The organism is Methylobacillus sp. (assembly GCF_036844465.1).
Lineage (GTDB): Bacteria > Pseudomonadota > Gammaproteobacteria > Burkholderiales > Methylophilaceae > Methylobacillus.
Genome location: NZ_DAIUFW010000003.1, coordinates 305,147 through 330,931 on the forward strand (window position 1 = coordinate 305,147; position 25,785 = coordinate 330,931).

At 57.0% G+C, this 25,785-nt stretch carries 23 protein-coding genes; 13 read left to right on the top strand and 10 right to left on the bottom strand.

Features of this window, described 5'->3' with window-relative positions; all coding sequences use genetic code 11:
* Positions 1-1,968 carry an acetylornithine transaminase gene (locus tag V7Z75_RS14195; RefSeq protein ID WP_442919879.1) on the top strand — a complete coding sequence of 656 codons (1,968 nt, stop codon included), beginning with the start codon at positions 1-3 and terminating at the stop codon, positions 1,966-1,968.
* 549 nt (positions 1,969-2,517) lie between these two features.
* Here the strand turns inward: V7Z75_RS14195 and V7Z75_RS05835 are convergent.
* From V7Z75_RS05835 to V7Z75_RS05855, 5 genes are read right to left on the bottom strand one after another with little or no spacing between them, the layout of a single operon-like run.
* Positions 2,518-2,778, bottom strand: coding sequence for a YfhL family 4Fe-4S dicluster ferredoxin (locus tag V7Z75_RS05835; RefSeq protein ID WP_334107680.1), 261 nt, complete (start codon positions 2,776-2,778; stop codon positions 2,518-2,520).
* A 13-nt stretch (positions 2,779-2,791) separates the two neighbouring features.
* Positions 2,792-3,280 (bottom strand): pantetheine-phosphate adenylyltransferase, encoded by a 489-nt coding sequence (gene coaD / locus V7Z75_RS05840; protein ID WP_334107681.1) that lies wholly within the window; start codon positions 3,278-3,280, stop codon positions 2,792-2,794.
* Between the two features lie 50 nt (positions 3,281-3,330).
* Positions 3,331-3,888 carry a 16S rRNA (guanine(966)-N(2))-methyltransferase RsmD gene (gene rsmD / locus V7Z75_RS05845; RefSeq protein WP_334107682.1) on the bottom strand — a complete coding sequence of 186 codons (558 nt, stop codon included), beginning with the start codon at positions 3,886-3,888 and terminating at the stop codon, positions 3,331-3,333.
* On the bottom strand, positions 3,875-5,203 hold the full coding sequence (locus tag V7Z75_RS05850; protein ID WP_334107683.1) for a M16 family metallopeptidase: 1,329 nt from the start codon (positions 5,201-5,203) through the stop codon (positions 3,875-3,877). Before V7Z75_RS05850 ends, rsmD begins: the two co-directional genes overlap by 14 nt.
* On the bottom strand, positions 5,193-6,575 hold the full coding sequence (locus V7Z75_RS05855) for a M16 family metallopeptidase (protein ID WP_442919880.1): 1,383 nt from the start codon (positions 6,573-6,575) through the stop codon (positions 5,193-5,195). The genes V7Z75_RS05850 and V7Z75_RS05855 overlap by 11 nt, the downstream gene beginning before the upstream one ends.
* A gap of 184 nt (positions 6,576-6,759) precedes the next feature.
* On the opposite strand from V7Z75_RS05855, the gene ftsY reads away from it, so the two are divergent.
* From ftsY to V7Z75_RS05875, 4 genes are read left to right on the top strand one after another with little or no spacing between them, the layout of a single operon-like run.
* Positions 6,760-7,776 (top strand): signal recognition particle-docking protein FtsY, encoded by a 1,017-nt coding sequence (gene ftsY / locus V7Z75_RS05860; RefSeq protein ID WP_334107684.1) that lies wholly within the window; start codon positions 6,760-6,762, stop codon positions 7,774-7,776.
* A 15-nt stretch (positions 7,777-7,791) separates the two neighbouring features.
* Complete coding sequence (gene ftsE, locus V7Z75_RS05865) at positions 7,792-8,448, top strand: cell division ATP-binding protein FtsE (protein ID WP_334107685.1); 657 nt, start codon at positions 7,792-7,794, stop codon at positions 8,446-8,448.
* Entirely contained in the window at positions 8,445-9,344 is a 900-nt protein-coding gene (gene ftsX / locus V7Z75_RS05870; protein ID WP_334107686.1) for a permease-like cell division protein FtsX, read from the top strand. The genes ftsE and ftsX overlap by 4 nt, the downstream gene beginning before the upstream one ends.
* A gap of 33 nt (positions 9,345-9,377) precedes the next feature.
* A complete protein-coding gene (locus V7Z75_RS05875; protein ID WP_334107687.1) occupies positions 9,378-10,433 on the top strand; it encodes a hypothetical protein in 1,056 nt (351 codons plus the stop codon).
* Positions 10,434-10,567: 134 nt separating this feature from the next.
* Here the strand turns inward: V7Z75_RS05875 and V7Z75_RS05880 are convergent, their stop codons facing one another.
* The 3 genes from V7Z75_RS05880 to V7Z75_RS05890 are packed head-to-tail and all read right to left on the bottom strand — an operon-like array spanning position 10,568 to position 13,050.
* Positions 10,568-11,344: a ferredoxin--NADP reductase gene (locus V7Z75_RS05880; protein WP_334107688.1), complete on the bottom strand. Its 777-nt coding sequence runs from the start codon at positions 11,342-11,344 to the stop codon at positions 10,568-10,570.
* A gap of 30 nt (positions 11,345-11,374) precedes the next feature.
* On the bottom strand, positions 11,375-12,304 hold the full coding sequence (locus tag V7Z75_RS05885) for an electron transfer flavoprotein subunit alpha/FixB family protein (protein ID WP_334107689.1): 930 nt from the start codon (positions 12,302-12,304) through the stop codon (positions 11,375-11,377).
* Entirely contained in the window at positions 12,304-13,050 is a 747-nt protein-coding gene (locus tag V7Z75_RS05890; RefSeq protein ID WP_334107690.1) for an electron transfer flavoprotein subunit beta/FixA family protein, read from the bottom strand. Before V7Z75_RS05890 ends, V7Z75_RS05885 begins: the two co-directional genes overlap by 1 nt.
* A gap of 112 nt (positions 13,051-13,162) precedes the next feature.
* Between V7Z75_RS05890 and V7Z75_RS05895 the strand changes: the two genes are divergently transcribed.
* Both V7Z75_RS05895 and V7Z75_RS05900 read left to right on the top strand, forming a co-directional pair.
* The gene (locus V7Z75_RS05895) at positions 13,163-14,089 is read left to right on the top strand and encodes a LysR family transcriptional regulator (protein ID WP_334107691.1); all 927 of its coding nucleotides are present in this window, start codon (positions 13,163-13,165) and stop codon (positions 14,087-14,089) included.
* A gap of 10 nt (positions 14,090-14,099) precedes the next feature.
* Positions 14,100-15,749, top strand: a complete 1,650-nt coding sequence (locus V7Z75_RS05900; RefSeq protein WP_334107692.1) for an electron transfer flavoprotein-ubiquinone oxidoreductase — start codon at positions 14,100-14,102, stop codon at positions 15,747-15,749.
* A gap of 192 nt (positions 15,750-15,941) precedes the next feature.
* Here V7Z75_RS05900 and serA read toward each other — a convergent pair whose 3' ends face one another.
* Positions 15,942-17,174 carry a phosphoglycerate dehydrogenase gene (gene serA / locus V7Z75_RS05905; protein WP_334107693.1) on the bottom strand — a complete coding sequence of 411 codons (1,233 nt, stop codon included), beginning with the start codon at positions 17,172-17,174 and terminating at the stop codon, positions 15,942-15,944.
* Between the two features lie 221 nt (positions 17,175-17,395).
* Here serA and V7Z75_RS05910 point away from each other — a divergent pair, with 221 nt between their 5' ends.
* From V7Z75_RS05910 to V7Z75_RS05935, 6 genes are all read left to right on the top strand, one after another.
* Positions 17,396-18,808, top strand: a complete 1,413-nt coding sequence (locus V7Z75_RS05910; protein ID WP_334107694.1) for an FAD-binding oxidoreductase — start codon at positions 17,396-17,398, stop codon at positions 18,806-18,808.
* Positions 18,809-19,087: 279 nt separating this feature from the next.
* A complete protein-coding gene (locus V7Z75_RS05915) occupies positions 19,088-19,558 on the top strand; it encodes a formate dehydrogenase subunit gamma (protein ID WP_334107695.1) in 471 nt (156 codons plus the stop codon).
* Positions 19,555-21,105 carry a formate dehydrogenase beta subunit gene (locus V7Z75_RS05920; RefSeq protein ID WP_334107696.1) on the top strand — a complete coding sequence of 517 codons (1,551 nt, stop codon included), beginning with the start codon at positions 19,555-19,557 and terminating at the stop codon, positions 21,103-21,105. The genes V7Z75_RS05915 and V7Z75_RS05920 overlap by 4 nt, the downstream gene beginning before the upstream one ends.
* Before the next feature lie 80 nt (positions 21,106-21,185).
* A complete protein-coding gene (fdhF, locus tag V7Z75_RS05925) occupies positions 21,186-24,032 on the top strand; it encodes a formate dehydrogenase subunit alpha (protein ID WP_334107697.1) in 2,847 nt (948 codons plus the stop codon).
* Between the two features lie 2 nt (positions 24,033-24,034).
* A complete protein-coding gene (gene fdhD, locus V7Z75_RS05930; RefSeq protein ID WP_334107698.1) occupies positions 24,035-24,871 on the top strand; it encodes a formate dehydrogenase accessory sulfurtransferase FdhD in 837 nt (278 codons plus the stop codon).
* Positions 24,868-25,095: a formate dehydrogenase subunit delta gene (locus V7Z75_RS05935; RefSeq protein ID WP_334107699.1), complete on the top strand. Its 228-nt coding sequence runs from the start codon at positions 24,868-24,870 to the stop codon at positions 25,093-25,095. The genes fdhD and V7Z75_RS05935 overlap by 4 nt, the downstream gene beginning before the upstream one ends.
* Before the next feature lie 96 nt (positions 25,096-25,191).
* On the opposite strand, the gene V7Z75_RS05940 is transcribed toward V7Z75_RS05935, so the two are convergent.
* A complete protein-coding gene (locus tag V7Z75_RS05940; RefSeq protein WP_334107700.1) occupies positions 25,192-25,692 on the bottom strand; it encodes a Spy/CpxP family protein refolding chaperone in 501 nt (166 codons plus the stop codon).
* Positions 25,693-25,785 lie beyond the last annotated feature (93 nt).

Genomic DNA, 25,785 nt, shown 5'->3' on the forward strand with positions numbered 1-25,785 from the left:
ATGAGTATCACTATGTTCAACCCCGGATTTGATGGCGCCCCGTCCGCGCCGGACACAGCCAATCAATATGGTCAGCCCATAGGCATGGATATGCCGGACTGGCAACCTCGCCCGCTACCCGGAAAACTGGCCCTGGAAGGAGAATGGTGCCGCCTGGAGCTGCTCTCGCCCGAGCGCCACGCCTCTGCTCTGTATTCCGCCTATCGCCTTGCCGCAGGCGGCAGTGACTGGACTTATCTCTCCGTCGGGCCGTTTAGCTGCGCTGACGACTATCGCGCCTATGCAGAAAAGATTGCACGGGATACCTCTGCATTCCACTATACCGTGATAGACCAGCGCACCTCCGAAGCATTGGGCACATTGGCGCTGATGCGCATCCAGCCCGAACATGGCGTGATCGAGATCGGCTTTGTAGCCTTCTCGCCCGCGCTGCAACGCACCCCGCTTTCCACCGAGGCGAACTTCCTGCTACTACGCTATGTGTTTGAGCAACTAGGTTACCGCCGCTGCGAATGGAAATGCGATAGCCTGAACCTACGCTCACGCCGGACCGCAGAAAGGTTGGGATTCAAGTATGAGGGCACATTCCGGCAAGCCATGGTCTACAAGGGCCGCAACCGTGACACGGCCTGGTATTCGATGCTGGCCCAGGAGTGGCCGCAGCACCGGCAGGCTTTGCAGCACTGGCTGTCGCCCGACAATTTCAATGACCAGGGCCAGCAAGTACGCAACCTGCAATCCATCCGGGCAAGCATTGAAGCCAGCAAGAACCAACCGCAACCGTCATCAGCGCTCATGGCTGCCTATGCGCGGCAAAATGTGGCTTTCGTCCGCGGCGACGGCGCCCGGCTATGGGACGCCAATGGCAAGGAGTACCTGGATGCGATTGCCGGTGTCGCCGTCACCAGCCTCGGGCATGCGCATCCGGAAATTAGCCGCATCATCGCCGAGCAATCAGGCCAATTGCTGCATACCTCCAATATGTTCCGCATTGAATGGCAGGAACGACTAGGCAAGAAATTATGCGAACTGGCTGGCATGGAGCGCGCGTTCTTCTGCAACTCGGGTGCTGAGGCAAACGAAACCGCGCTCAAGCTGGCACGGCTGCATGGCAGCCGCAAACAGGTTGCCAACCCGCAAGTACTGGTCATGGAGAATGCTTTTCATGGCCGCACGCTCGCCACGCTGTCCGCAACAGGCAATGCCGCCAAACAACATGGTTTTGCGCCATTGATGCCGGGCTTCGTGCGCATTCCTTACGACGATATTGAGGCGGTGGAAAAAGCCGCCACGCTTAACCCGGATATTGTGGCGGTCTTGCTGGAGCCGGTGCAGGGCGAGGGAGGCATCCGCGTCGCCAGCGCCGACTATTTGCGCAAGCTGCGCGCCTTGTGCGACCAGCATGGCTGGCTGCTGATGCTGGATGAGGTGCAAACCGGCATCGGGCGTACCGGCGCATGGTTCGGCCACCAGCATGCGGCTATCAGCCCGGATGTCATCACGCTGGCAAAAGCGCTCGGCAACGGCTTCCCGATCGGCGCCTGCCTCGCACGCGGAACGGCCGCTGAGCTGTTTGCTCCAGGCTTGCATGGCTCCACCTTTGGCGGTAACCCGATGGCCTGCCGGGTCGCCTGCACCGTGCTCGATATCATGGCGCGCGACAATGTGTCGCAACAGGCTGCCGTCCTCGGCAAGCAATTGCTCAACGGTCTGCAAATCGGATTGCAGCAACATCCGAATGTTATTGCCATCCGCGGACAGGGATTGATGGTGGGAATAGAATTGGACATACCATGCGCGCACGTGGTGCCACAGGCACTGAAAGAGCAACGGCTGCTCATCACGGTCACGCGCGATACCGTCATCCGGCTGTTGCCGCCGCTGATTTGCAGCCCTCAGCAAATCGACGACATCGTCAGCCGTATCACACGCTTGCTGAATTCATTATCGAAACCGTCTCCAGCATGATGCGCACGTCAGCAACAGATACAGATGCTCAGGGATGGCCTAGCTGTTGATTGGCCTAAGCGTCTATTGATGATCTTTTCATAGATACTCTGCCTCGATATTTTCGTTTGCACACACTCCCGTCATGCCCGGATGACAAACAATAAAGAGTTGGGGCATGCCCCACAAGACCAAGGGCGAGCGCAGCAATGCCAAGTCGCTGTTGACGTTGCCCCCGTCTGGCTGCGCCGAGTAGCGCAGCTTTTCATGGAAGCAGGACTGGCGTCTGTCTGAGCGTAGCGAGTTCAGCCAGTCCCCATGAAAAGCGAGCAACGCAGGTTACCCAGAGCAAAGCTCCGGGTCGCAGACAATCGGGGTCGCCTTTGCTTTGGTTACTTTCATTTGGCGAGGCAAATGAAAGTGACTCGCCGAGGGGCGAAAGGCAACATGGCAATACCCAACCATCATGCGAGAAATATCCAAACCGATAGTTGCCCAGTAAATACGGCGTACTGCCTTAACAGCGACTACGCCCTACCAAAACTGAACATGACGCAATGCCCTTCGCGATTATCCCACCTGTTTTATCTGCACAATACGCAGGTATTTCTGGTAAAGCTGGTCACTGCTCTCCACATGGCCGGGGTCGTGCGGAATGCAAGCCACCGGGCAGACATCCTGGCATTGCGGATTGTTGAAATGCCCGACGCATTCCGTGCACAGGCTGGGGTCGATCTGGTAGATTTCCTCGCCCTGGTAAATGGCACCGTTCGGGCACTCCGGCTCGCATACGTCGCAATTGATGCATTCATCAGTGATCATCAAGGCCATAGGCTGAAATCCTCTACTCTCGTCCCAGCTTGCGCGCGATGCTGGCCTGCACCTTCGGGGAGACGAACTGGCTGACGTCACCGTTCAACTGAGCAATTTCCCGCACCAGGCTGGCGGAAACAAACATATATTGCTCTGCAGGAGTGAGGAAAATGGTTTCCATCTCGGGGAATAACTGACGGTTCATGCCGGCAAGCTGGAATTCATACTCGAAATCCGACACCGCGCGCAGGCCGCGCACTACAGCGCGCGCACCCTGTTCGCGCACGAATTGCATCAGCAGGCCGGAAAAGCCGCGCACCTCAACATTAGAACAATCGGACAGGACGCTGGAAGCCAGTTCCACGCGCTCCTCCAGCGAGAACATGGGGTTCTTGCCGGGACTTTTCGCCACCGCCACGATCACCTGGTCAAACAGGCCGGCGGCGCGGCGCACAATATCCTCATGGCCGCGGGTGATCGGGTCGAACGTGCCCGGATAGACGACTTTCAGCTTGCTCAAGACTTATGTTTCCTTGCAGGGATGGGCAGGCGATTTTTCTGCCTCTACTGTCAATCAATTGATTCCGTGGCCAATTTTAACAGGTGATAGCAAACATTGCCTGCCTTGCCGTGCTTGACCACCTGCCATTGCGCATCATCTTCAAGCTGATATTCAGCCTCAACATAGAGCATGCCGCCCTCAGCAAGGTGGCCCGACAGCAAAGGCAGCAGCTTGGGCAACCAGCCTTGCTCATAGGGCGGATCAAGAAAAATCACATCGAACCGTTCGCGGTTCTGCGCCAGGAACTGCTGCGCGTCCTGTTGCAGCACGCGCGCCTGACTGGCCTTGAGCTGCGCCTGGTTTTGCTGCAATGACCTGGTCGCCACAGCGGCTTTTTCCACCAGCACCACGGTGCTCGCGCCGCGCGACAAGGCTTCGAAACCCATCGCGCCGGTACCGGCGAACAAATCCAGGCAGCGCCGCCCGTGCATGTCCTGTCCTAGCCAGTTGAACACGGTCTGGCGCACTCGGTCCGGCGTTGGCCGCAGACCGGGCACATCGGGAAAGTTCAGCAGGCGGCTGCGCCAATCGCCGCCGCTGATGCGGACGCGGTTATTGGCTGCCACCAACCACCACCGTCACCATGTTGTCGGGATTGATGCGGCGGCTGAAGGCATCCTGGATCTGGGTGGCAGTCACCGCCTCCACCTTGCCGTTAAACTCATCCAGATAGTTGAGCGGCAGTTTGTAAAAGCCGATCACCGACAGGTAGTCCAAAATTTTGCTGTTGCTGTCGATGCGCAACGGGAAGCCACCGATGATATTCTGCTTGGCGGCCTTGAGTTCGGCCTCGGTCACGCCCTTGCTGATGAACTTGCGCAGGGTTTCGCGCACCAGCTTCAGCGCATCCTCAGCCTGATCGCGCTTGGTCTGCAAGCCGACCTGGAACGGCCCCAGCTCCTGCAAAGGCATGAAGTAGCTGTAAACGCTGTACACCAAACCGCGCTTTTCACGCACTTCTTCTGTCAGGCGCGAGACGAAACCACCGCCTCCCAGGATGTAATTGCCGACATAAAGCGCGAAATAGTCATCATCTCCGCGCTTTACACCAGGATAACCCAGCAGAATATGCGACTGGCTGGCCGGATGGGCAATGCGGCGCTCCACCGGCGCTTGCGGATAGCTGACGGCAGGCAGCGCGCCCGCGGCAGGGCTGTCCGGCAAACCGGAGGAAATACGCTCGGCAATGGCCTTGGCCTGCTCCGGCGTCATATCGCCCATCAAGGCGATCACGGCATTTTTCGCGCCGTAGTATTGCTGGTAGAACTTCTGCAGGTCGTCGCGCTGCAAAGCACCCACTGCCTCTGGCACGCCCTCTTCCTCCACGGCGTAAGGATGGTTGCCATATAAGGCCTTCATAAACGCTTTGTTGGCGATACTCGCAGGCTGGGTGGCCGCTTCCTTGAGGCCTGCAATGATGCGCGCCTTTTCCCGTGTCAGGGTCGCAGCGGGGAAATCCGGCTTGTGCAGGATGCTGGTATAGATATCCAGCGCCGCCTGCTGCTCGCGCGCGCTGCTCAGGGTGCGCAGCTTCAACGCGGCGCGGTCCGCGTCCAGCTCGCCACCCAGTATGGCCCCCACATCTGCGATGCCGTTGGAAATCTGCTGGTCGGTCAGTCCAGCGGCGCCCAAAGTCATGAGATAGCGCGTGATACCAGCAAGGCCGGATTTTTCGTCATCCCGCGCACTGCCAGCGGCAAAATTGGTGCTGATATCGATGATCGGCAGGTCGTGATTCTCGACAAAATACACTGCTGCGCCATTACTGGTCTGCCAGTGCTGGATATTGAGAGCAGCCTGCGCTTGCATGGAAAGCAACAGGCCGAGCGCCACGACAAGCGGCTGCCAGACACGGCAGATAACAAAAAGATTAATGCTCATGAGGCTTGCCTTTTGGTTTTGCATTGGGGTCTATGGGTTGCGGATCAAGGGTCGCCACAGTCAGGCTGTCGCGCACCAGGTATTTACGGGCCACTTCCTGCACCTGCTGCGGCGTCACGGCCTGCAGGCGGGCGGGATAGCTTTCCAGTGTGCGCCATGAGAAACCGGTGGTTTCCAGGCGCCCGATACGCATGGCCTGATAGAACACGGAATCGCGCTGGTAAACATCGGAGGCAATCACCTGCGCCTTGACGCGCTGTAGTTCCTCTTCCGTCACGCCTTGCTGCTTGACCTGCTCGATTTCATGCCACAAGGCTGCTTCCAGGTCGGCCGCCGTCTTGCCCACGCTCGGCGTACCCTCTACTTCGAACAGGCCCACCTGCCCGCGCTGGATCAGGTCGTAGCCGGCGCCAACATCCACTGCGATCTGCTGCTGGCGCACCAGGTTCTGGTTCAAGCGTGCGGACGCGTTGCCGTCCAGCACCCCGGCGAGGATTTCCAGCGCATAAGGCTCCCAGTCCTTATCGGCATCCTGCAAGACCGGCACATGGAAGCCCATGCGCACATAAGGCAGCTCGGCGGGCACCTTGACCACGGTGCGCCGCTCCCCGATCTGGGCAGGCTCAAGCTGCGGCTTGCGCACCGGCAAGGCATGCGGCTTGACCGGGCCGAAATGCTGCCTAGCGAGCTTCAGCACCTCGTCTGGCTTGACATCGCCCGCCACCACCAGGATGGCGTTGCTGGGGGTGTACCAGGTCTGGTACCACTCGCGGGCATCCTCCACCGTCATGTTCTCCAGGTCGTTCATCCAGCCGACGATGGGTCGGCCGTAAGGATGCGCCTGATAGGCAATGGAGTTGAATTGCTCGTTGAGCATACCCTGCGGCTTGTCGTCTGTGCGCCAGCGCCGTTCTTCCATCACCACCTTGATTTCCTTGGAGAACTCCTCATTGGTGAGCTGCAGGTTCGCCATGCGGTCGGCTTCCAGCTTGATCGCCAGCGGCAATTGCGACTTTTCCAGCTGCTGGTAATAGGCGGTGTAATCTGTGCCGGTAAAGGCGTTCTCACGCCCGCCAGCGGCAGCAATCAGCCGGGAGAACTGCCCCGGCGGCACCGCCTTGGTGCCCTTGAACATCATATGCTCCAGCACGTGCGCCACGCCGGTCTTGCCATTGACTTCGTCCATGCTGCCCGCGCGGTACCAGACCTGGGACACTACCACCGGCGCGCGGTGGTCCTCCTGCACGATGACGCGCATGCCGTTGTCGAGCTTGAACTCGTGCGTACTTGCCGCCTGGGCGGCGATCGGCAATAACGCCAGCGCCAGCCATACTCCTCGAATAAACACCTTGTAATTCTCCTTTAGCCGCATGATGCCTCGCATTATAGCGGCACTTGATGACAGGGTAAGCTGCACTATTTCCACCAAACACAGTGGGCAACCTCGCTCAGACCGGGCTGCATCAGGATAAGTTCTCCATGAAAGGGGCTCCCGTAGCGGCCATTCGCTGCTGATTTTGCTTTAAAATACCGGTATTCCTTTAGCGATCAAATTCATGTTCGATTTTTTCAAGAAAAACAAACCTGCAGATCCGCCACCAGTTCCAGTTCCTCCGGTAGCTGAACCGGCCCCTGCCCCGCAGCCGCTGACCCAGGAAAAACCCACACTGAGCTGGACCGAACGCCTCAAGCGCGGCCTGGCAAAAACCCGCAGCCAGCTTGGGCTGCAGCTCGCCAGCCTGTTCGGCGGCGGCAAGATCGACGAAGAGGTCTACGAAGAACTGGAAACCATCCTGCTGACTTCCGACGTGGGCATTGCCGCGACGGAAACCCTGCTGGAGCAGATACGCACCCGCGTCAAGCGCCAGAATCTCAGCGACACCACCCAGCTCAAGGAGGCACTCAAGCAATCTCTGCTGGAACTGCTCGCACCGCTGGAAAAGCCGCTGGAAACCACTACGGCGCAGCCTTTCGTCATCATGCTGGCTGGCGTCAACGGCGCCGGCAAGACCACGACCATCGGCAAACTCGCCAATCTGTTCCAGGCTCAGGGCAAGTCAGTGCTGATCGCAGCAGGCGACACTTTCCGTGCGGCAGCACGCGAACAGTTACAAGCCTGGGGTGAACGCAACAACGTACATGTGGTCGCCCAGGAAAGTGGCGATCCTGCCGCTGTCATTTTCGACGCCGTGAACTCGGCCAAGGCCAAGGGCATTGATATCGTGCTGGCCGATACCGCAGGCCGCCTGCCTACCCAGCTAAACCTGATGGAGGAAATCCGCAAGGTGCAGCGCGTCATCGACAAGGCCTTGCCGGGGGCGCCGCACGAGGTGCTGCTGGTGCTGGATTCCAACACCGGACAGAATGCTGTGACCCAGGTCAAGGCATTTGACGATGCTTTGGGCGTCACTGGTCTGGTACTCAGCAAGCTGGATGGCACGGCCAAGGGTGGCGTGATCGCTGCCATCGCGCAGTCGCGCCCCATTCCCATCCGCTATATCGGCGTGGGCGAATCGATCGATGACCTGCGTCCGTTCAAGGCCGCTGAGTTCATTGATGCATTGTTCGAATAAGGGAAGCGCTCACGCATGATACGTTTCGACCAGGTCAACAAGCGCTACCGCGGCAGCGACGATATCCTGCGCAATGTGAGTTTTGAAATCGCCGCTGGCGAGCTGGTGTTTATCACCGGGCACTCCGGCGCAGGCAAGAGCACCCTGCTCAAGCTCATGGCCGGAATAGAACGCCCTACCAGCGGCACGGTCCTGATCGGCAACCAGAATATCAGCAAGCTGCGCCCACGTATGTTGCCTTATCTGCGCCGCAGGTTTGGCCTGGTGTTCCAGGATCACAAGCTGCTGTATGACCGCAACTGCTTCGAGAATGTCGCGCTGCCGCTCTATATCAACGGCATTACCGGACACGAGGCCGGCAAGCGCATTCGCGCCGCGCTCGACAAGGTCGGCCTGCTGGGCAAGGAAAAGGCCATGCCGATCACCCTCTCGGGCGGCGAGCAGCAGCGCCTGGCCATTGCGCGCGCCGTCGTCAGCCGGCCCGCTATCCTGATGGCCGATGAACCCACGGGCAACCTCGACGAGCAATACGCCACCGACATCATGACGCTATTCCGTGCATTCCAGCAGGTCGGCGCCACAGTCATCATTGCCACGCATGATACGCATGGTATCCAGAACATTCCGGCCAAGCTGCTGCACCTCGACCATGGAAAACTGACAGTCTCATGAAACATTGGATCAACCAGCACACCCAGGTATGGCGGCTTGTTCTCTCACGCATCCTGCGCAACAAACTCTCCACGATCATGATCTGGAGCATCATCGGTATCGCGCTCAGCCTGCCGACCATTCTCTATGTCGTGATCGACAACCTCAACCAGCTTGCTGGCCAGGTCAAAAACGAGCCGCAGATCAGCGTATTCATGAAGCTGGATACGGAACCTGCCGCCATTGAAGCTTTCAAGAAAAAACTGGGGCAGCATCCAGGCATTGCCAAACAGCAATTTATTGGCAAGGAAGCCGCCTGGCAGGAAATGCGGGAAATACAATCCGTCGCCAGCCAACTGGAAACCAATCCTTTGCCGGATGCTTTCTTCATCGAACCCAAGGACCATGCGCCCGATGCCATCACCCAGTTACAGCGTGAAATCGAGGAATGGCCTAACGTGGAGCATGTGCTGGTCGATGCCGATTGGGCCAAACGCCTCTATGCGCTGCTGCAACTCGGCAACAAGGCTGTGCTGGTACTCTCCTGCCTGCTCGGGTTCGCGCTGGTTGCCATCATCGGCAATACCATCCGCCTGCAGATCGCCACCCAGCGCGAGGAAATCGAGGTCAGTAAACTGATCGGCGCCACCGACGGCTTCATTCGCCGCCCCTTCCTCTATGCAGGCACCCTATATGGCCTTGGCGGCAGTCTGCTGGCGCTGGCATTCGTCAACGGCATCCTTACAATCTTTAACCTCTCGGTGGCAGATTTGGCAGAACTTTATGGCAGCAGCTTCATCCTAGTGTTACCCGGCTGGGAAATCAGCCTGGGTGTAGTCGTATGTGCCATCGCGCTGGGCTGGCTGGGTTCCTATATCGCTGTCAACCGCTCATTGGCCCGTCTCAACCCCAACTAACAAATCCACCATCACTCCAGGACTACACTCACCTTGGCCGCACCGCGCCTGTTCCGCCATATCACCGCATTGATTGCGCGCCATACCGGCAAGGTGGTCTCACAGCCAGAATCCCCGGATATCCCTTGGCAAACCCCTGCCAACCGGGAGCAATACATCGAATTTCGTATCAGCCGCCGCACGCTGTATGCATTGGTTTTTTCGCTCATCCTGCACCTGGCCCTATTCTTCGGCTTTGTCATGCCGACCCTGGATCAGGGCGAGGAATCGGACCAAGCGGGCGGACAGAAAGAATTGGTCGTCAGCCTGGCAAGGCCCGAGCAAAAGCCGCAACCCGAGATGGCGCCCCCGCCTGCATCCCCGCCGCCTCCTCCGGCAGTGGACAAACCCACGCCGACACCCAAGCCAGCGCGGCAACCAAGCAAGCAGGCGCCCAAAGTCATCACCGGCAAGGACAAACCCGTCCCGCAACCGGTCGAAAAACTTGAGCCAGCGCCCCAGCCTGCGCCTGCACCAACGCCTTCACGCCCGCAACCGCCAGACCCGTCGCAATATGCCGACATGGCCTCCTACATGCAGGCCATGCGCGAATACCGCAGCGCGACCGACAACAACTATGCCGCGATGATGGAAAACCAGCGCGCCCAGCGCGAATCCGGCAGCCGCTCGCTCTCGGATGAGGAAAAACGCGATGAAGCCATCAAGAAAAATCTATCCTCCGGGGCCAGCGGCGTGTTCCGCATCATGAGCATGAGCAACTACACCTCGACCTTCGAGTTCCGCGGCTGGATCAACGACTTCAGCACCGCCAAGCGCGAAGTGTTCCAGATCGAAGCCAAAGCCGGGGAAGACATCCAGCGCGCCACCGTGCGCAAGATGATAGAACTGATCCGCCGCCACTACAGCGGCGACTTCAACTGGGAATCAAGACAACTGGGCCGCGTGGTGGTATTGTCCGCGCGCATGGAAGACAGCGCCGGCTTGGAGGACTTCCTGATCAAGGAATTCTTCGGCGATGGCGACATGCGCTACCTGGATTCGCAACGCCGCCGACCGCCGCCGGGGCCGCCCAGGTATCCGGTGCCTTGATCAAGGAGCGAGTGCGGCGATGTCAAGGAAAGATATTCCCATCCAATCTCAGTTGTCATTTAGCAAGGCTATAAAGTAAAAAAAGCTTGATGCGTTGCATCAAGCTTTTTTTACTTTCTTCGGAGGTAAGCGATTTACTTCTCGGCAAACGCCCGTTCGATCACATAATCCGCGACATCACCGATACGTTCGGAAATCTTGAGGCCTGCGTTATCGAGCACCTTGCAGGTGTCAATGAGCATTTGCGGGCTGCCACAGAGCATCGCGCGGTCAGTTTCGGGATTGAGCGGCGGCAGGCCGATGTCCTGGAACAGCTTGCCGTTTTCCATCAAATCGGTCAGACGGCCCTGGTTGCGGAATTCTTCACGAGTCACAGTTGGGTAGTAGATCAATTGGTTCTTGATTTGCTCGCCAAAAAATTCGTTTTCCGGCAGCTCCTTGGTGATGAAGTCTTCATAGGCCAGGTCGTTCACATGGCGCACACCGTGCACCAAGATGACTTTTTCGAAACGCTCGTAGATTTCAGGATCCTGGATCAAGCACATGAAAGGAGCAAGACCAGTGCCGGTGGAAAGCAGATAAAGATGCTTGCCTGGCTTCAAGTCGGAGAGTAACAAAGTGCCGGTCGGCTTGCGGCTGACCAGCAAGTCGTCGTTCACCTTCAAGTGCTGCAGGCGGGAAGTCAGCGGGCCATTGGGGACCTTGATGCTGAAGAATTCCAGATGTTCCGCGTAGTTGGGACTGGCGATACTGTAGGCACGCATCAGCGGCTTGCCATCAACTTGCAGGCCGATCATGACGAACTGGCCGTTCTCAAAACGCAAAGCGTCATTGCGGGTAGTAGTGAAGCTGAACAGGCTGTCGTTCCAGTGCCTGACGCTTAACACTTTCTCGGTATTAAATGCACTCATTTAGATTCTATTCTCTCGGTTTTTTTAATTTTACTGCTTCAACGCAGTAGTCAGTTCAGGGATGGCATCGAACAGGTTGGCCACCAGCCCGAAGTCGGCATACTGAAAAATCGGCGCATCGGGATCATGATTGATCGCCACGATGATCTTGCTGTCCTTCATGCCAGCCAGGTGCTGCATGGCACCGGAAACCCCGATGGCAAAATACAGATCAGGGGCAACGATAGTACCTGTCTGGCCCACCTGGATATCATTGGGGGCAAAACCTGCATCGACCGCCGCGCGGGTTGCGCCCAGCGCGCCGCCAAAGTGGTGCGCCAACGGCTCGAGCAATTCATTGAAGCGCTCGGCCAGGCTGCGGCCACCGGATACCACCACGCGCGCGGAAGAAAGCTCGGGGCGGTCGGACACGACTTTGTCTTCCTTGACCCAGCGGCTCAAGCCGGTAGCGGCAGGCGCGGCCACTGCCACGATCTCGGCCACACCGCCAGCACCTGCGGCTGCAAAAGAGGTGGAGCGTATGGTCACGACCTGGATGGCATCGCTGCTTTCCACGGTAGCCAACACGTTGCCAGCATAAATCGGGCGTACATAGGTGGCAGGCGCGGTAATGCGGATAGCATCGGATATCATGCCGACATCCAGCAAGGCCGCCACACGCGGCAATACGCTCTTGCTGAACGCAGTATGCGCAGACAGAATGACCTGGTAATCACGCCCAAGCTGCACCAGCAAAGCTGCGACATCTTCCGCCAAGGCATGTTCAAACTGGGCCGCATCGGCCTGCAGCACTTTGGCAACCCCGGCAATTGCCGCAGCTTCCCTGGCAATTTCTGCATTATTGAAACCTGTCACCAGCAGATGCACTGGCTGTTGCCATGCGGCAGCAGCAGTGATTGCCTGACGTGTGGATTGCTTGATATGTTTGCCGTCGTGTTCGGCGAGGATCAGGATGCTCATTACATGACTTCCGCAAGACGTAGTTTTTCAACGAGTTCAGCCACATTTGCCACCTTGATGCCAGGCTTGCGTGGCTCAGGATCGGCGACCTTGACCTGTTTAAGGCGTGGGTTGAAATCAATGCCGAGGTCGGCGGCCTTGATGGTTTCGATCGGCTTCTTCTTTGCCATCATCATGTTGGGCAGCTTGATGAAGCGCGGCTCGTTCAAACGCAGGTCGGTAGTCACCACGGCTGGCAGCTTGAGCGCCACCACATCGGTACCGCCATCAACCTCGCGCGTCACCTCAATCTCATCGCCCTTGATGTCCAGCACCGAGGCAAACGTGCCCTGACCGACATTGACCAGCGCAGCAAGCATCTGGCCGGTCTGGCCGAGGTCATCATCAATGGCTTGCTTGCCGAGGATAATCAGTTGCGGCTGCTCGCGCTCGACAACGGACTTGAGCAGCTTGGCAACGCCCAGAGGCTGCATTTCCACATCGGTTTCAATCAGGATGGCTTTGTCGGCACCCATGGCCAGCGCGTGGCGCAAGCTGTCCTGACTATTGGTTTTGCCGATGGTGACAGCGATCACCTCTGTCGCCACGCCTTTTTCCTTTAGGCGCACCGCTTCTTCCACGGCAATTTCGTCAAACGGGTTGATGCTCAACTTCACGCCAGCGATATCCACATCCGAACCATCCGGTTTAACGCGTGGTTTGATGTTGTAATCAACCACATGTTTTACAGCTACTAACACCTTCATTTGTGTTCTCACTCCATCATTTGCCGCATATTTTAATCAGCGGTAGAATATCTGTTAAATCAATTATTACTATATCATATATCTACAATATAGATATGAGAATCATTCTCAGATGAAGCATACATTAAGACAACTAGAAGTGTTTGTTGCCATTGCTCGTCTGGAGAATGTATCCCGGGCAGCAGAAGCGCTATCACTGTCTCAATCGGCAGCAAGCACCGCACTCGCCGAACTGGAACGACAGTTTGATTGCAAACTGTTTGACCGCATGGGTAAAGTGCTGAAACTCAACGAACTTGGACGCAGTCTGCTGCCCCTGGCAGCAGAAGTGCTCGATCGCGCTACTGAAATCGAGAGTATTTTACAGGGAAAATCCGCCTTTGGCCTATTAAAAGTCGGCGCGACTTTAACGATCGGCAACTACCTCGCCACCCTGTTGATCGGTTCTTTCATGAAGCAATACCAGGATTGCCAGGTACAATTGCACGTGGAGAACACCACCGCGATCATGCAGCAGGTAGCGCAGTATGATCTAGACCTCGGGCTTATCGAAGGCAACTGCCATCATCCCGACCTTGAGGTCGAGCCCTGGGTCGAGGACGAACTCATCGTGTTCTGCTCACCCAAACATCCGCTCGCCAACAAAGGCTCAGCAACGCTGGCGGAGTTGCTGCAGGCAAACTGGGTGCTGCGCGAAGACGGCTCGGGCACACGCGAAGCATTTGACCATGCCTTGCGCCATTACCAGTCGCAGCTCAATGTCAGGCTGGTGCTGGAGCACACCGAAGCCATCAAGCGTGCAGTCGAATCCGGACTGGGCCTGGGATGCATTTCCCGGCTGGCGCTCAGGGATGATATTGCCCGTGGCAACCTGGTAGCGATTGCTACCCCGGAGCTGGACCTCAAGCGCCAGTTCATGTTTGTCTGGCATAAAAAGAAATATCAAACCGCTGCCGTGCGTACATTTTTGAATCACTGTCGCCTGCTGACACAGCATGTGCAGCGCAGCGACGAAATCAACATACCGTATATTCCATGAAGGTTTTAGCATGCAACGCGATGTAATGAATTATGACGTACTGATCGTCGGCGCAGGCCCGTCCGGGCTTTCCGCCGCGATCCGCATCAAGCAACTGGCGCTGGAGCAGGAGCGCGAAATCAACGTCTGCGTGCTGGAAAAAGGCGCCGAGGTAGGCGCGCATATCCTCTCGGGCGCCGTGATCGACCCGATCGCGCTCAATGAATTGATTCCCGACTGGAAGGAAAAAGGCGCCCCGCTCCACACCCCCGTCACTGACGACCACTTCCTGCTATTGGGCAAGGAAAAGAGCTTCGACATTCCCGCCAAGCTGATCCCGCCGCTCATGAACAACCACGGCAACTATATCGTCAGCCTGGGCGACGTCTGCCGCTGGCTGGGCGAGCAGGCGGAAGCCATGGGCGTAGAAATCTACCCCGGCTTCAGCGCCGCCGAAGTCATCTACGATGAGGCTGGCGTGGTTCAGGGCGTGATCACCGGCGACATGGGCCGTGACAAGGAAGGCAACGAGAAGCCGGGCTTTGCGCTGGGTATGGAACTGCGTGCGCACTACACCCTGTTTGCCGAAGGCGCGCGCGGCTCACTCACCAAGAACCTCACCGAGCATTTCCAGTTGCGCGCCCTGTCCGAGCCGCAGAAGTTCGGCATAGGCTTCAAGGAAATCTGGCAGATCGAGCCGGAGAAATCCAAGCCCGGCCTGGTGATGCACTCGCAAGGCTGGCCGCTGGACAACAGCACGGGCGGCGGCTCCTTCATCTACCACCTCAAGGAAAACACCGTGGCCATCGGCTTCGTGGTGCACCTCAACTACAGCAACCCGCACCTGAGCCCGTTCGACGAATTCCAGCGCTTCAAGACCCACCCCGCCATCCGCCCGCTGCTGGAAGGCGGCAAGCGCCTAAGCTATGGCGCACGCGCGCTGACCGAAGGCGGCCTGCAATCCATCCCGCGCCTGGCCTTCCCTGGCGGCTTGCTGATCGGCTGCACCGCTGGCTTCATGAACGTGCCGCGCATCAAGGGTTCGCACAATGCCATGAAGTCGGGCATGCTCGCGGCAGAAGCCGTGGTGGAAGCCCTGGCGCAGGAAACATTCGGCGCCACGCTGGAAAGCTACCCGGAAAAAGTCCGCAACTCGTGGATATGGAAGGATCTGCAGGCCGTGCGCAATGTCAAGCCCGCCCTGTCGCGCTTCGGCAACATCCTTGGCAGCATGTACGGGGGCTTTGAAATGTGGCTGGCCTCGTTCGGCATCACCACGCCCTGGACGCTCAAACACGGCAAGGCCGACCATGAAACCCTGAAGCCCGCAGCGTCCAGCCCCAAAATCGCCTATCCAAAACCTGACGGCGTAGTGAGCTTCGACAAGCTATCTTCGGTTTACCTCACCAACGTCATGCATGAGGAAGACCAGCCCTGCCATTTGGTATTGCGCGACCCGTCTATCCCGATTCACGTCAACCTGCCTGAATACGATGCGCCGGAACAGCGCTACTGCCCAGCAGGCGTGTACGAGATCGTCACCGCCGAAGGCACGCCACGCCTGCAAATCAATGCCTCCAACTGCATTCACTGCAAGACTTGCGACATCAAGGACCCGCTGCAAAACATCAATTGGCGCACGCCGGAAGGCGGCGGAGGCCCGAATTACGTAGGGATGTAAACCATAACCAAGACGAATGCAGCAAAGCCAAAGTACTCTGGGCTTTGCTGCATTCATCCTTCACCTAGCACAAGCTAGCGATCGTTTACTTCATATTCACTCCAAAAACAACAAACCCCTGGCAAAAGCCAAGGGTTTGTAAAATCCAATCACAGGCTCACAGGCATGCATCAAGCACGCCATTTTACATGATCAATAAAGCACACGAGTACGGATAGTGCCTTCCACCGTCTGCAATGCCTCGATTGCGGCATCGGAAGCGGACGCTTCTACATCCATGATCAAGTATCCGACATCCCCCTTGGTCATCATGCTCTGCGCTGCAATATTGATGTTATTGCGCGCGAACAAGGCGTTGACGGCAGATAGCACGCCCGGCACATTGCGGTGGATATGCAGCAGGCGGTGTGTGCCAGGCCGTTGCGGGATCGAGACTTCAGGAAAATTGACCGCCGTGATGGTGGAACCAGTGTCGGAGTAGCGCACAAATTTCTCACCCACCTCGATACCAATATTGGCCTGCGCCTCCTGGGTCGAGCCGCCGATATGCGGAGTGAGAATAACATTATCAAAAGCCCGCAACGGAGACAGGAACTCCTCGTCATTGCTCTTGGGCTCGGCCGGGAATACATCTATTGCAGCGCCTGCCAGGTGTCCGCTCTCCAGCGCTTTTGCCAGCGCGTCAATGTCCACGCAGGTGCCGCGGGCCGCATTGATGAAGATGCTGCCCCGCTTCATCTGGGCAAACTCCTCCGCACGCATCATGTTCATGGTGGAAGGCAGCTCAGGAACATGCAGCGATAGCACATCGGCCTGCGACAACAACTCTTCCATGCTGGCGACCTGGCGTGCATTGCCCAACGGCAGCTTAGCGATCACGTCAAAATAGATTATCTGCATGCCCAGGCTTTCCGCTAGCACGGACAATTGCGAGCCGATAGAACCGTAACCCACAATGCCCAGTGTCTTGCCACGTGCTTCATAAGAGCCTTCGGCAGACTTGGTCCAGCCGCCCTTGTGCACCAGCGCGTTTTTCTCGGGAATTCCGCGCAACAGCAAGATGGTCTGGGCCAGCACCAGCTCCGCGACCGAGCGTGTATTGGAATACGGCGCATTGAATACCGGGATGCCGCGCTCCAGCGCGCCTGCCAGGTCCACCTGGTTGGTGCCGATGCAGAAGCAGCCAATCGCGATAAGCTTGTTGGCGGCATTCAGCACCTTGCCGGTGATCTGGGTGCGGGAGCGCAAGCCGACGAAGTGCACATCCTTGATAGCTTCAATGAGTGCATCTTCATCCAGGGCGGTCTTGCGGTAATCAATGTTGTGATAGCCTGCGGCATGCAGCACCTCGATCGCATTCTGGTGTACGCCCTCAAGCAGCAAAAAGCGGATTTTGTCTTTGGGCAGGGAAAGTTGTTGCGTCATTACAGCTCCGGGAAAATGCGTGAAGTCGATTATCCTAGCATATCAGCAGGCTCATTAAACCCTTGTGAAACAATGGATAAATGACCTTGCGCCAAGTAAAGATGAAAATGAGATTATAAATCAATAGCGATTGTAAAAACTGATAAAATACAAGGCCCGCACACTTTCAAGCAGTGGGCGGTTTTATACCAGGTTTCGATCACTTTCACAGGTAATGTTCAATGAATGCACCCGCCAGCCTTCCTCCAGCTTTACTGGAAAAACTGCAAGCCATTGTGGGCGAGCAAAGAGTCAGGACCGACGAGGACAGCCTCAAGAACTGGGGGGTTGACTGGACCAAGCATTTCGAGCCCAAACCGTCCGTGATCGTCTTTCCCGGCACTACCGAGGAAGTGCAGACCATCGTCAAGCTGGCCAACAAATACCACACTCCCGTCACGCCCAGTGGTGGGCGCACCGGGCTTTCTGCCGGAGCAGTCGCTGCCAACGGCGAAATTGTTATCAGCCTGGACCGCATGAACAAGGTACTGTCCTTTCTGCCAGCTGACCGCCTCGTGCATATCCAGGCGGGCGTGGTGACAGAGCAATTGCAGCAATACGCCGAGACGCAAGGATTGTATTATCCGGTCGATTTCGCCGCGGCAGGCTCCAGCCAGATGGGCGGCAATATCGGCACCAACGCGGGCGGCATCAAGGTCATCCATTACGGCATGACGCGCGAATGGGTGCTGGGACTGACTGTAGTCACCGGCAAGGGGGACATCTTGCACCTCAACAAGGGCATGATCAAGAACGCCACCGGCTACGCGCTGCACCAATTGTTCATCGGTTCCGAGGGCACGCTGGGCATCGTCACCGAGGCCGAAATCAAGCTCACGCGCGCGCCGCAAGACCTCAAGGTGCTGGTCTTGAGCGTGCCCGACTTCGCCGCCGTCATGCCTATCCTGCACGCGTTCCAGCAGCGCATAGACCTCACCGCCTTCGAGTTCTTCAACCAGGTAGCGTTGGAGAAAGTATTGGCCCATGGTCATGCGGCACGTCCATTCGAGACCGAATCCCCGTTATATGTGTTGCTCGAATTCGAGGGCCGTTTCGAGGCCGTGGTCGACGACGCCATGCAGATATTCGAGCACTGCATGGAACAAGGCTGGATACTCGACGGCGTCATGAGCCAATCGCAAGCCCAGGCACAGGCACTATGGCATTTACGCGAAGGCATCTCCGAAACCATTGCGCCGTTCACGCCGTACAAGAACGACATTTCCGTGCTGATCACCCACGTGCCAGCCTTCATCGCCGACATTGATGCCATCGTTGCCGCCAACTACCCGGATTTCGAAGTCTGCTGGTTCGGGCATATCGGCGACGGCAACCTGCACCTCAACATCCTCAAGCCAGCCAATTTAACCAAGGACGAATTCTTCGAGAAATGCAAAGTGGTCAACCAATTCGTCTTTGATACCGTGCAGAAATACAACGGCTCGATCTCCGCCGAACACGGCGTCGGCATGACCAAGAAAGACTACCTCGCCTACACCCGCGACCCGGTCGAGATCGGCTATATGCGCGAACTCAAGAAAGTGTTCGACCCGAACGGCATCATGAATCCGGGCAAAATATTCGATGTTTCCTGACCGCTATTCCCTTTCTTTAAATCAAATTAAAAATGGCACTTCCAGTGCCATTTTTAATGATCCCTCATCAGAAAATTACTCCAGTTTTCAATATACCACTCACTCTCCCCTGTCCCAGCTCACCTGACAAATCAGAATCAAGCAATAATGATTTTCATTACAAAAAGTTAACCCAAGCTAATTATCCCTTTTGAGTATGTACAAAGTGGTATATCAGTCGTACCATCTCCTAAAAACCATCGCTTGATTTGTATTGTGTATGGATTCGAGGAGAGAGTGATGCATGACCAATTGGCACGCATTGAATCGCATATTGAATCACACCGGCACATGGCTGGCGCATTACTGCCTCTGCTGCATGCGATTCAGGACGATTTAGGCTATATCCCGGAAGAGTGCTACCCCTTGATATCGAAAGCGCTCAACCTTTCTGTCGCAGAGGTCCATGGGGTAGTGGCCTTCTATCATCATTTCCGCACTCATCCACCCGGCAGGCATATCCTGCAAGTCTGCCGCGCTGAATCCTGTCAAGCCATGGGCTGCCACACGTTGGAATCTCACGTAAAGTCTGCACTGGGCATCGACTACCACGAAACCACCAGTGACGGCGCCATTACGCTGGAGCCGGTCTATTGCCTGGGCAACTGCGCCTGTTCCCCTGCCGTCATGCTGGATGACCAGATATTTGGTCGCGTCAGCGCACAGCAGGTGGAGAGCCTGATCGTATCAGCAAGGGAGGTCAACTCATGACGACGATTTATATTCCCCGCGACTCCAGCGCCCTCTCCCTGGGCGCCGAACAAGTGGCCTCAGCCATTGCCAGGGAAGCCGCCGTGCGTCAGCTCCCGCTCAACATCGTGCGCAATGGCTCGCGCGGTATGTTCTGGCTGGAACCGTTAGTGGAAGTCTCCACGCCGCAAGGCCGTATCGCTTATGGTCCGGTAACGCCCGAGCAGGTCAGCTCCCTGTTCGATGCAGGTTTCCTGCAGGGCGGCGAGCATGCGCTCAGGCTCGGGCTGACCGAAGAACTGCCCTGGATGAGAAATCAGGAGCGCCTGACATTTGCCCGCGTCGGCGTCATCAACCCTGTTTCATTGCAGGACTATATTGCCCACGATGGCTACAAGGGCCTGCGCAACGCCATCACCATGGCCCGGCAGGACATCGTGCAACAAGTCACGGATTCCGGCCTGCGCGGCCGCGGTGGCGCCGCCTTCCCTACCGGCATCAAATGGAAAACCGTGCTGGATGCGCCAGCCGAGCAAAAATATGTGGTATGCAATGCTGACGAAGGCGACTCCGGCACCTTTTCCGACCGCATGATCATGGAAGGCGACCCTTTCGTGCTGATTGAAGGCATGACCATTGCCGGCATCGCCGTTGGCGCAACCCGGGGTTATATCTACGTCCGTTCTGAATACCCGCATTCGATTGCCGCACTGAATGAAGCCATCCAGCATGCCAACGCCGCTGGCTATCTTGGCCAAAATATTCTTGGCAGCAAGCATGAATTTCACCTGGAAGTGCGCCGCGCGGCCGGCGCTTATGTATGTGGCGAAGAAACCGCACTGCTGGAAAGCCTGGAAGGCAAGCGCGGCCTGGTCAGGTTCAAGCCGCCATTGCCCGCCATTTCCGGCCTGTTCGGCAAGCCGACTATCATCAACAACGTCATTTCGCTCGCCAGCGTGCCCATCATCCTGGATAAAGGCAGCATGTATTACCGCGACTATGGCATGGGCCGCTCGCGCGGCACACTGCCGATTCAACTTGCAGGCAATATCAAGCACGGTGGCCTGATCGAGAAAGCCTTTGGCATCACCTTACGCGAATTGTTGTATGACTACGGCGGTGGCTCCGCTACCGGCAGGCCGATCAAGGCTGTGCAGGTCGGCGGCCCGCTGGGCGCATACCTGCCTGAATCTCAGTTCGACACGCCGCTGGATTATGAGGAATTTGGCAAGCTGTGGGCTGTATTGGGTCATGGCGGCATCGTGGCGTTCGACGACACGGTGGATATGGCGCAGATGGCGCGCTATGCCTTCGAGTTTTGCGCCATCGAATCCTGCGGCAAATGCACGCCTTGCCGCATCGGCTCCACCCGGGGCATGGAAGTCATGGACAAGATCATGGCTGGAACAGAACACGCGCAACAGATTGCGCTGGTGCGCGACCTGAGCGACACCATGTTGAACGGTTCGCTATGCGCCCTTGGCGGAATGACGCCTTACCCGGTATTGAGCGCGCTCAACCATTTCCCCGAGGATTTTGGCTTAAGCAAGAAAGATTGCGCAGCATGAACTGAACATTCACCATCAATCATCCGTCCAATTCATAACAAGACGGAGATTTGCCGCAGTAGAGTCACGAGGAGAAAGTGATGGACAAGCAAGTAGATTACGGCACCCCAATCAGCGCAGCTACAGAAGAGGTTACGCTGGAAATTGACGGCATAGAAGTGACAGTCGCCAAGGGTACTTCTATCATGCGTGCCGCCATGGAAGCTGGTATCAGCGTTCCAAAACTTTGCGCCACAGATAGCCTGGAGCCATTCGGCTCCTGCCGGCTTTGTCTTGTCGAGATCGAAGGCAGGCGCGGCTATCCCGCCTCTTGTACCACACCAGTGGACCAAGGCCTCAAGGTGCGCACCCAGACGCCAAAACTCGCTGATATCCGCCGGGGCGTGATGGAGCTATATATCTCCGACCACCCGCTCGATTGCCTTACCTGCTCGGCGAACGGCGATTGCGAACTGCAGGACATGGCTGGCGCCGTGGGGCTGCGCGAAGTACGTTATGGTTACGAAGGCGCAAACCACTTTGATGCGCCCAAGGACATATCCAATCCCTATTTCCAGTTCGAACCGTCCAAGTGCATCGTCTGCTCGCGTTGCGTCCGGGCCTGCGAAGAAACCCAGGGCACGTTCGCGCTCACCATTCAATCCAGAGGTTTTGATTCCAAGGTAGCAGCGGGCAACTTCGGCAATTTTCTCGACTCGGAATGTGTTTCCTGTGGCGCCTGCGTGCAAGCTTGCCCCACTGCGACCCTGATAGAAAAAACCGTGGTTGACCATGGTCAGCCCGAGCACAGCGTCATCACCACCTGCGCCTACTGCGGCGTCGGTTGCTCGTTCCGCGCCGAGATGAAGGGTGAACAGGTAGTGCGCATGGTGCCGGACAAGAATGGCGGCGCCAACCATGGCCACTCCTGCGTCAAGGGCCGCTTCGCCTGGGGTTACGCTACCCACCGCGACCGCATCACAACACCCATGATCCGCAAGAGCATCCACGACCCATGGCAGGAAGTCAGCTGGGAGGAAGCCATCAGCTACGCTGCCAGCGAGCTCAAGCGCATCCAGGCCAAATATGGCCGCAACTCCATCGGCGGCATTACCTCATCCCGCTGCACCAATGAAGAAACCTACCTGGTGCAGAAACTGGTACGTGCAGCATTCGGCAACAACAATGTGGACACCTGCGCCCGCGTCTGCCACTCGCCCACCGGCTATGGCCTCAAGCAGACCATGGGTGAATCCGCGGGCACCCAGACATTTGATTCCGTCATGAAATCCGACGTAATCATGGTCATGGGCGCCAACCCGACCGATGGCCACCCTGTTTTCGGCTCGCAAATGAAGCGACGCCTGCGCCAGGGTGCCAAGCTCATCATTATCGACCCACGCGCCATCGACCTGGTATCCGGCCCACATTTCAAGGCGGATTACCACCTCAAGCTGCGCCCCGGCACCAATGTCGCAATGATTACCTCAATGGCGCATGTAGTCGTGACAGAAGGCCTGGTTGACGAAACATTTGTCCGGGAACGTTGTGATGATGAATCCTTCCAGTACTGGAGTGAATTCGTCGCGCAGCCGGAGCATTCCCCCGAAGCGATGGAAGCAGCCACCGGTGTGCCTGCTGCCGATGTCCGCGCTGCCGCCCGCCTGTTCGCTACCGGCGGCAATGCCGCAATCTATTATGGCCTGGGCGTGACCGAGCACAGCCAAGGCTCCACCGCGGTGATGGGGATTGCCAACCTGGCCATGGCGACCGGCAATATCGGGCGCGAAGGCGTAGGCGTCAACCCATTGCGCGGCCAGAACAACGTCCAGGGTTCCTGCGACATGGGCTCCTTCCCGCACGAGTTCCCCGGCTACCGCCATGTGTCGGATAATGCCACCCGCGCCCAGTTCGAGGCAGCATGGGGTAAGACGCTGGATCCTGAACCCGGCCTGCGCATTCCCAATATGCTGGACTTTGCCATTGACGGCAGCTTCAAGGCGCTCTATTGCGAAGGGGAGGACATCGCGCAATCCGACCCCAACACCCAGCACGTCACCAAGGCGCTCGCTTCCATGGAATGCGTCATCGTCCAGGATTTGTTCCTCAACGAAACCGCGATGTACGCCCACGTGTTCCTGCCCGGCTGCTCCTTCCTTGAGAAAAGCGGAACATTCACCAACGCCGAGCGCCGCATCTCGCCCGTGCGCCGTGTCATGACGCCAAAGAACGGCTACGAGGATTGGGAAATCACCGTCATGCTGTCCGAAGCGCTGGGTTACCCCATGAAATATAATCATGCTTCGGAAATCCTGGATGAAATTGCGCGCCTGACCCCTACCTTCCATGGCGTCAGCTTCAAGCGACTGGAAGAAATGGGCAGCATCCAGTGGCCATGCAACGAGGATCATCCCGACGGCACACCGATCATGCACGTCGATGAATTTGTCCGCGGCAAGGGCCGTTTCATGATCACCGAATATGTGCCGACTTCGGAAAAAGTGAACGGCAAGTATCCGCTCATCCTCACTACTGGTCGTATACTCTCGCAGTACAATGTTGGCGCTCAGACGCGCCGTACCGATAATGTCGCCTGGCACCCTGAAGATGTGCTGGAAATCCACCCACAGGACGCAGAGGATCGCGGTATCAAGGACAAGGATTGGGTCGGTGTCACAAGCCGCGCCGGCGACACCGTACTGAGGGCGAAGGTCACAGAACGCGTGCAGCCTGGTGTGGTGTACACGACCTTCCACCATCCGGGTTCAGGCACCAATGTCATTACGACCGATAACTCGGACTGGGCAACCAATTGTCCTGAATTCAAGGTGACTGCCGTACAGGTCAACCGCGTATCGCAAATGTCGGAATGGCAGCAAAAATACCAAAAATTCAGCCACGACCAGATCTCCCTAGTCCATCATCATCATGAAGCCCACACGGAATAAGGATGAAAACAGCAGAACTCTTGATAGCGCCAGATACCACCGATAGTTGCGTAACCGTGCTCAAATACGAGCACGGCGAGCTACGGGAGCGACAGGACCAGGTTGCAGAAGAAGTCCCGATTGCCATGATCTACAACGGCATCTCGCATGCCGTCATGCTGGCGACCCCGGATAACCTCACGGATTTCGCGCTGGGTTTTTCGCTTTGCGAAGGCATATTGTCCAAATCTAGCGACCTTTATGACATTGAAATCGTCGAGCGGGTCAACGGTATCGAGTTGCAGATGGAAATCGCTACCGAACACTTCGTCCACCTGAAGGAGCGCAGGCGTAGCATGGCCGGGCGCACGGGTTGCGGCCTATGCGGATCGGAAAGCCTGGAGCAGGCCATCAGGATGCCCCGCCGCATACAAGGGCCTGAGATTACCTTTGACGCCGATGCCATCTATCGCGCGCAAAGGGAATTGCAAACGCAGCAAGCCCTGCAAGGACGGACAGGCGCCACGCATGCGTCAGCCTGGGCTGACGTCAATGGCAAGGTATTGCTGGTGCGGGAAGATGTAGGCCGCCACAATGCGCTGGACAAGCTGATTGGCGCCATCACGCGGCAACAGTTGCCTCACGAGGGCTTCGTCCTGACCTCGAGCCGGGCCAGCTACGAAATGGTGCAGAAAACTGCCAGCGCAGATATTCCCATGCTGGTAGCCATTTCTGCTCCCACCGGGCTGGCCATCCGCATGGCAACAGGCTGCGGCCTAACGCTGGTCGGGTTTGCGCGCAAGGAGCAGCACGTCGTTTACAGCGGCGCAGAACGTTTGTTACACAAGGAGTTGGCATGAGCATGAATATCACGCACCTGGTCACCATGGCAAACCAGATCGGACAATTTTTTCTCTCCTATCCCAATCAGGAAGAAGCAAAAAAAGAGATTGCAAACCACTTGCAACGCTTCTGGGCACCGCAAATGCGGCAACAGATCATGCAGCATCTCGCTGACCATGACCAAGCAGAAAGCGGACTGCATCCGCTGGTATCGACTGCCATCAGGGAATATCTCCATTGAGACAAGCCATTTGCAAGCATGAAAAAGCCCGGCTGCAAACCGGGCTTTTTATTTGCCTGATATAACCAAATAACAGGGCTTGATCACGCAGCCTGCTTAGGCCTTGTCATGGCGTTTGGATCGGTCCTTGTTCTGAAACTCACCCCATTTCTGCTTCTGTTCCGGCGTCAGCACCTGATACACTTCATGCATGGCATTGCTGCGCAACACCAGCAAATCCGCCTGCAACTTAGCCTGCTCCCCTGCCAGCGCCTCTACCTTTTTCTGGTCATATTGGTCAGTTGCGGTCGCTGAAGCCAGCGCCTTGAATGAAGTCTGCAATGCCTGACGCTTTTCTGCAAACAACGGCTTCTGCTTTTCAACGATCTGCTTAACCTTGGCTTGCTGGTCTTCACTCAGATTGAGCTTGCCTAGCTTATGCTCCAGGAAACGTCCTTCAGAAAAACCATGGTGCCCGCTGAATCTCGCATGTTTTTTGTCTCCCTTGCACTTTTCGCCATCATGGCCCGAGGCTGCATAAGAGGTGACACCACTCATGGCAATGAGGGAAGAAGCCAGGACTAAGGTGGAAACCAGTAATTTACGTGACTTAATCATTTATAAAGATTCCTTGTATTGATGTGGGTTGGTGATAAAAGACAAATCAAGCTTGTCTGCATACTATGATTCAAATCACCGTGAAATGTTTGT